Raw genomic sequence first — 3,065 nt, 5'->3', positions numbered from 1 at the left:
AACACTTCTTGGGTGTTGTATGGTTAAGCCTCACGGGTAATTAGTATGGGTTAGCTCAACACGTCGCCGCGCTTACACACCCCACCTATCAACGTTGTGGTCTCCAACGGCCCTTTAGGACCCTCAAGGGGTCAGGGATGACTCATCTCAGGGCTCGCTTCCCGCTTAGATGCTTTCAGCGGTTATCGATTCCGAACTTAGCTACCGGGCAGTGCCACTGGCGTGACAACCCGAACACCAGAGGTTCGTTCACTCCGGTCCTCTCGTACTAGGAGCAACTCCCTTCAATCATCCAACGCCCACGGCAGATAGGGACCGAACTGTCTCACGACGTTCTGAACCCAGCTCGCGTACCACTTTAAATGGCGAACAGCCATACCCTTGGGACCGACTTCAGCCCCAGGATGTGATGAGCCGACATCGAGGTGCCAAACACCGCCGTCGATATGAACTCTTGGGCGGTATCAGCCTGTTATCCCCGGAGTACCTTTTATCCGTTGAGCGATGGCCCTTCCATTCAGAACCACCGGATCACTATGACCTACTTTCGTACCTGCTCGACCTGTCCGTCTCGCAGTTAAGCTGGCTTATGCCATTGCACTAACCTCCTGATGTCCGACCAGGATTAGCCAACCTTCGTGCTCCTCCGTTACTCTTTGGGAGGAGACCGCCCCAGTCAAACTACCCACCAGGCACTGTCCGCGAGCCCGATTCAGGGCCCTGCGTTAGAACATCAAACATACAAGGGTGGTATTTCAAGGACGGCTCCAGCGCAACTGGCGTCACGCCTTCAAAGCCTCCCACCTATCCTACACATGTAGGTTCAATGTTCAGTGCCAAGCTGTAGTAAAGGTTCACGGGGTCTTTCCGTCTAGCCGCGGGTACACCGCATCTTCACGGCGAATTCGATTTCACTGAGTCTCGGGTGGAGACAGCATGGCCATGGTTACACCATTCGTGCAGGTCGGAACTTACCCGACAAGGAATTTCGCTACCTTAGGACCGTTATAGTTACGGCCGCCGTTTACCGGGGCTTCGATCAAGAGCTTCGCTTGCGCTAACCCCATCAATTAACCTTCCGGCACCGGGCAGGTGTCACACCCTATACGTCCACTTTCGTGTTTGCAGAGTGCTGTGTTTTTGATAAACAGTCCCAGCCATCTGGTCACTGCGACTCCCAACTGCTCCATCCGCAAGGGACTTCACTGTCAGGAGCGAACCTTCTCCCGAAGTTACGGTTCTATTTTGCCTAGTTCCTTCACCCGAGTTCTCTCAAGCGCCTTGGTATTCTCTACCCGACCACCTGTGTCGGTTTGGGGTACGATGACTTGTAATCTGAAGCTTAGAGGCTTTTCCTGGAAGCAGGGCATCAATGGCTTCCACACCGTAGTGTGTTCGTCTCGTGTCTCAGTGTTGTGTCTCCGGATTTGCCTAGAAACACCACCTACGCACTTTCACCAGGACAACCGTCGCCTGGCCCACCTAGCCTTCTCCGTCCCCCCATCGCAATTACAAGTCGTGCAGGAATATTAACCTGCTTCCCATCGACTACGCCTTTCGGCCTCGCCTTAGGGGTCGACTCACCCTGCCCCGATTAACGTTGGACAGGAACCCTTGGTCTTCCGGCGAGGAGGCTTTTCACCCCCTTTATCGTTACTTACGTCAGCATTCGCACTTCTGATATCTCCAGCATACCTCTCGATACACCTTCGCAGACTTACAGAACGCTCCCCTACCACTCACACATAAGTGTGAATCCGCGGCTTCGGTGCCTGGTTTGAGCCCCGTTACATCTTCCGCGCAGGCCGACTCGACTAGTGAGCTATTACGCTTTCTTTAAATGATGGCTGCTTCTAAGCCAACATCCTAGCTGTCTGAGCCTTCCCACATCGTTTCCCACTTAACCAGAACTTTGGGACCTTAGCCGGCGGTCTGGGTTGTTTCCCTCTTCACGACGGACGTTAGCACCCGCCGTGTGTCTCCCGGATATTACTTACTGGTATTCGGAGTTTGCATGGGGTTGGTAAGTCGGGATGACCCCCTAGCCCAAACAGTGCTCTACCCCCAGTAGTATTCGTCCGAGGCGCTACCTAAATAGCTTTCGGGGAGAACCAGCTATCTCCGAGTTTGATTGGCCTTTCACCCCCAGCCACAGGTCATCCCCTAACTTTGCAACGTTAGTGGGTTCGGTCCTCCAGTTGATGTTACTCAACCTTCAACCTGCCCATGGCTAGATCACCCGGTTTCGGGTCTACACCTTGCAACTAGACGCCCAGTTAAGACTCGGTTTCCCTACGGCTCCCCTATACGGTTAACCTCGCTACAAAATGTAAGTCGCTGACCCATTATACAAAAGGTACGCAGTCACCCCGAAGGGCTCCCACTGCTTGTACGTACACGGTTTCAGGTTCTATTTCACTCCCCTCACAGGGGTTCTTTTCGCCTTTCCCTCACGGTACTGGTTCACTATCGGTCAGTCAGGAGTATTTAGCCTTGGAGGATGGTCCCCCCATATTCAGACAGGATGTCACGTGTCCCGCCCTACTCGATTTCACATCAAGGTCGTTTTCGTGTACGGGGCTATCACCCTGTATCGCCGGCCTTTCCAGGACCGTTCCACTAACTTCCAAGATGCTTAAGGGCTAATCCCCGTTCGCTCGCCGCTACTGAGGGAATCTCGGTTGATTTCTTTTCCTCGGGGTACTTAGATGTTTCAGTTCTCCCGGTTCGCCTCTGTTACCTATGTATTCAGTAACAGATACCCGAGTTATCTCGGGTGGGTTTCCCCATTCGGAAATCTGTGAGTAATAGCGTCTCTTACCGACTTCTCACAGCTTATCGCAGGTTAGTACGTCCTTCATCGCCTCTGACTGCCAAGGCATCCACCATGTACGCTTAGTCACTTAACCATACAACCCCAAGAAGTGTCGGTGAAACCGGCACGGCTTGTTGCTGTACAACAAGGACCAAATAAAATTTGGTTTTCGCCAAGAAGTTTCCAAAGCACTTGTAACAAATGTTTGAGAACTACTTTTTAAATCAGCTTTCCAGATTGTTAAAGAGCA

General features: G+C 52.5%; 1 rRNA gene. It reads right to left on the bottom strand.

Going from position 1 to position 3,065, the window contains the following annotated elements:
* Positions 1–19 precede the first annotated feature (19 nt).
* Positions 20–2,909, bottom strand: a 23S ribosomal RNA gene (locus tag AB5Y85_RS20450).
* Between the last annotated feature and the right edge of the window lie 156 nt (positions 2,910–3,065).

Origin of the sequence: Aeromonas sp. R3-1 (genome assembly GCF_040908345.1) — a bacterium.
Classification (GTDB): Bacteria; Pseudomonadota; Gammaproteobacteria; order Enterobacterales; family Aeromonadaceae; genus Aeromonas; species Aeromonas veronii.
This window is presented reverse-complemented; position numbering and strand designations above follow the sequence as displayed.